Below are 3,832 nucleotides of genomic sequence, written 5' to 3' on the forward strand. Positions count from 1 at the left end.
ATACTCGTAGAAGTGAAGTACCGCGACGAATCCTTGAGCCGATCGCTCAAGTACTACCAGGATCAACTCAAGGCCCCGTTCGCGTTTCAGGTGGTTCTTGATGCCGACTTCGTCGATGCCGACTGCTTCGCAAGGCCTGGGCCACCCACGGTCGTGCCGGGTAGAACCTTTCTTTCCCAACTGCTTTGACCGAAAGGTTGGTTGTACCTACCGCCGGCCAAGCTTAGCAACCTGTCCGTTTGCCTGGGACCACCTCAGTCCCACTTCCCAGGCATAGTCGGTGCGGGGCATACTGCCGTACACCGTTGACAACACGAACTCCCCTTCGGTAAGGTCTCGCAGTTACAATCACGCGTGTGATCGGGAGGATCCATGGGAAAGCTACAGATGCTCGATCCGAGGGCCGACGTTCTGCTTGAGAACCACCCACCGGTGCCGGGTCTGGATGATCTGACGGGGAAGGTTGTTGGGATCATCGATAACGGCCAGGGCAACTCGAGCCCGATGTTCGAGGAGTTGGCGCGGCTGATCGAGGAGCAGACGGGCGCCGCCGAAGTGCTGTTGCGGAAGAAACCGAGCCACATGAATGCGGCGCCAGGGGAGTTGATCGAGGAGATGCTGAGCCGGTGCGACGCGGTCGTCACCGGCCTCGGTGCTTGAGGGTCCTGCACGTCGTGGAGTGTCCACGACGCCATCGAGATCCAGAAGCGCGGCACGCCCACGGTGACCCTGTGTCAGACCATCTTCATGGAGCTGGGCCGGAAGGAATCGGTGTTCTTCGGCATGCCGGACCTGCCGCTGGTGCAGATCCCGCACCATCCGAGCGGCGGCGCCCGGCCGGGTGAGCACGCCGAGGATGCGAGGATCGCCATCGGGCCGGTACGCGAGACCCTGACGGACTCCGATGCCGCCGAGTCTGCGCGGGCGGGCGCCGCGGGAGCTGAAGCCCAGGCTGCCAAATAGTGCACCCGGGGACATCCCACACCACGCGCACCCCTCACGCATGGCTACCGATACCTCACAAGTGAAGCTCGTCTCCGAAGTCATCGAGGTGGAGGACTCGCTGGAGGCGGTCAACGACTGGTTCTGTGAGCGCCAGCTAAGCGATGGCCTGCCCATCGTCCCGCCCACCAGGGAGCGCGTCGAGCGCATGCTCACGGGCACCCACCGCGACCCCCAGGAGATCATCGGGCAGGTGCCGCCCAAGTGGGCTCCGGCCACGATCGAGAAGATCGCCGTCAGCAGCGTGATGGCCGGGTGCCTGCCGGAGTACCTGCCGGTGGTCATCGCCGCGGTGGAGGGGATCATGGAGCCCCGCTTCAACCTCTACGGGGTCCAGGCCACCACCGGCTACGCCGGCCCGGCATTGCTGGTGAACGGCCCGGCGCGGAACGAGCTGGGAATCAACTGCGACGCCGGCGTCTTCGGCCCAGGCCACCGCGCCAACGCCACCATCGGCCGCGCCATCCGCCTGATCCTCATCACCGTGGGCGGCGGCTATCCCGGCGACACCGACCGCGCCACCTTCGGCTGGCCGGGAAAGTACAGCTTCTGCTTCGGCGAGAACGAGGAGAACAGTCCCTGGGAGCCCTACCACGTGAGCCGGGGCTACAAGCCCGAGCAGAGCGCCGTCACCGTGTGCGGCATCAACGGCTTTATCCCGATGCACACCGCCGGGAGCACCGGGCAGGAGGCGCTGTCGTCGCTGGCCGAGGTGATCGCCATGCATCACGGCGGCAGTCACCTGGACGTGGGCAGCTTCGGCGGCGGCACGCCGCTGGTGGCTCTGTGCAGCGAGGACGCCGAGATCCTGGCGCGGGACGGCATCACGCGCGCGGACGTCCGCGAGTACCTGTGGGAGCATTCCACCATCACTTTCGCCAGCATCCCGGACCGGCGCAAGGGTACGAAGAACGACGATGAACTGCTGCGGGAGTCTCCCAACGTCACGCCCGACGGGATCGTGCACCTGGCCACCCGGCCCGACGACATCATGGTGATCGTGACCGGCGGCAAGCACCGCCACTGCGTGCTGCTGCCCATGTGGACGGGACGCAACACGCTGGCCGTGACCAAGCCGGTACGGACGGCATGAGAACATGTTGGTCGCCGCGGTACTTTCGCTTTGCCTCCGTCATTCCCGCGAAAGCGGGAATCCAGGGGTGGGGAGGGGCAGGACGGCGCACTTCCCAGCCTCACCCCGCCTGGATTCCCGCTTCCGCGGGAATGACGAAACCGGTACGTTGTTCCCCCGGGAGTTTTGACACAGCCTGGATTCCCGCCGCCGACCGGGGGCGAGGGCAGGCTCTTCGCGGAATGATGGAGAGGATGCGGCACTTGACACATCAGTTGAGAAACTGACGCATTAGTTGATTAACGAGCAAGGAGCGTCCATGGATTTCAACCTGCAACAAGATTCACCGGAGATGAGCGACTTCCGAAAGGAAGTCCGGGCCTGGATGGAAGAGAACATGAAGGGCTCGGAGCACCTGCGCTGGTCGGCTTCGTGGTCCACTCGGGAAGACGAAGAGGAGTACGGGTTCCGCCGCGGACTGGGGGAGAAACTGGGCAAGAAGGGCTGGCTGTTTCCCATGTTCCCGGAGGAGTACGGCGGCGCCGGCCTTACGGTGGACCACCAGTTCGTGCTGGAGACCGAGCTGGTGCGCTACGGCCTCAACCTCACGCACATTTTCTACACGCTGGCCCGGATCGTGGCGCCGGTGCTGATTCACTGGGGCACCGAGGAGCAGAAGCTTGAGTTCCTGCCGCCCATCGCTCGGGGAGAGATCGTGGTGTGGCAGGTGTTGACCGAGCCCCAGAGCGGCAGCGATGTGGCAAACTGCCAGACCAAGGCCATCCGCGACGGTGACGACTACATCGTCAACGGACAGAAAGTTATGGTGGGCCACCATCTGCCGCCGGACGCGCTATGGGCGCTGGTGTGTACCGACCCGGACGGCAAGCGGCACGAGAACCTGAGCTGGCTGCACATTCCCGCGAACCTGCCGGGCATCACCATCCAGCACATGCACCTGATGATGGGCATCAAGAACGCGGTGTTCTTCGACAACGTGCGCGTCCCCGCCAAGTATCTCATCGGCGGCGAGAACAACGGTTGGAAGGTGGCCAACACGCACCTGGAGCTGGAGCACGGCGGCGACGGCCGGGTGGGCACCGATCCGGTGGTGGACCGGGTGGTGGAGTATTGCCGGAACCACGAGGTGGGCGGCAAGCCGCTCATCGATGATCCGCACGTGCGCGACATCATCGGCGACATGGTCCTGGAGATCAACACGGTCAACCGCATGAACCGGCGCATCTTCTGGCACCGTTTCGTCAAGGAGCCGCACGCCTACGGCGGTGCGCAGTTCCGCTACTACCAGCGCATGGTCCGGCTCAGGAACGGCGAGCGGCTGCAGAAGATCATGGGGGCGGACGCGCTGATGCCGGATCACAACGTGCACGAGGTGCTGGACTTCGAGTACGTCATCCGCAGCGGACCGGGCCAGCTTCACGGCGGCGGCACCCTCGACACCGACCGGCTCATCTTCGCGCGCCGCGCCGGCATCGGCCGCCAGACCAAGGAGAAGGCGCCGGATACGGTGTAGAGGTAATCATGGATTTACGACTCAATGAAGACCAGGAAATGTTCAAGAAGGTGGCCGCGGACTTCGTCCAGGCGGAGGCGCCCACCACCATGCTGACCCAGCAGTTCCTCAAGAAGGAGACCTTCCTGCCGGATCTGTACGCCAAGATCGCCGGGCTGGGCTGGCTCGGCATGCTCATGCCCGAGCAGTACGGCGGCGCGGGGCTGTCCTACCTGGACTGCGGC

The 3,832-nt window shown here is 64.6% G+C and carries 6 protein-coding genes; all 6 read left to right on the plus strand.

Annotated features, from left to right (window positions below):
• A partial coding sequence (locus tag OXF11_19355) for an ATP-binding protein (protein MCY4489255.1) occupies positions 1-189 on the plus strand: 189 nt, incomplete at its 5' end.
• 183 nt (positions 190-372) lie between these two features.
• Positions 373-660 carry a hypothetical protein gene (locus OXF11_19360; protein MCY4489256.1) on the plus strand — a complete coding sequence of 96 codons (288 nt, stop codon included), beginning with the start codon at positions 373-375 and terminating at the stop codon, positions 658-660.
• Between the two features lie 63 nt (positions 661-723).
• Complete coding sequence (locus OXF11_19365; GenBank protein ID MCY4489257.1) at positions 724-963, plus strand: hypothetical protein; 240 nt, start codon at positions 724-726, stop codon at positions 961-963.
• Positions 964-1,024: 61 nt separating this feature from the next.
• Positions 1,025-2,095 carry a hypothetical protein gene (locus OXF11_19370; protein MCY4489258.1) on the plus strand — a complete coding sequence of 357 codons (1,071 nt, stop codon included), beginning with the start codon at positions 1,025-1,027 and terminating at the stop codon, positions 2,093-2,095.
• 298 nt (positions 2,096-2,393) lie between these two features.
• Positions 2,394-3,608 (plus strand): acyl-CoA dehydrogenase family protein, encoded by a 1,215-nt coding sequence (locus OXF11_19375; protein MCY4489259.1) that lies wholly within the window; start codon positions 2,394-2,396, stop codon positions 3,606-3,608.
• Positions 3,609-3,616: 8 nt separating this feature from the next.
• Positions 3,617-3,832, plus strand: a 216-nt coding sequence (locus OXF11_19380) for an acyl-CoA dehydrogenase family protein (GenBank protein ID MCY4489260.1), incomplete at its 3' end; no start/stop codon positions are given.

The organism is Deltaproteobacteria bacterium (assembly GCA_026712905.1).
Classification (GTDB): Bacteria; Desulfobacterota; Binatia; order UBA9968; family JAJDTQ01; genus JAJDTQ01.

What these genes read in the sequence shown, in the direction of transcription:
- OXF11_19360 (MCY4489256.1), top strand. Translation starts at nt 373, where the DNA reads ATGGGAAAGCTACAGATGCTCGATCCGAGGGCCGACGTTCTGCTTGAG.
- OXF11_19375 (MCY4489259.1), top strand. Translation starts at nt 2,394, where the DNA reads ATGGATTTCAACCTGCAACAAGATTCACCGGAGATGAGCGACTTCCGA.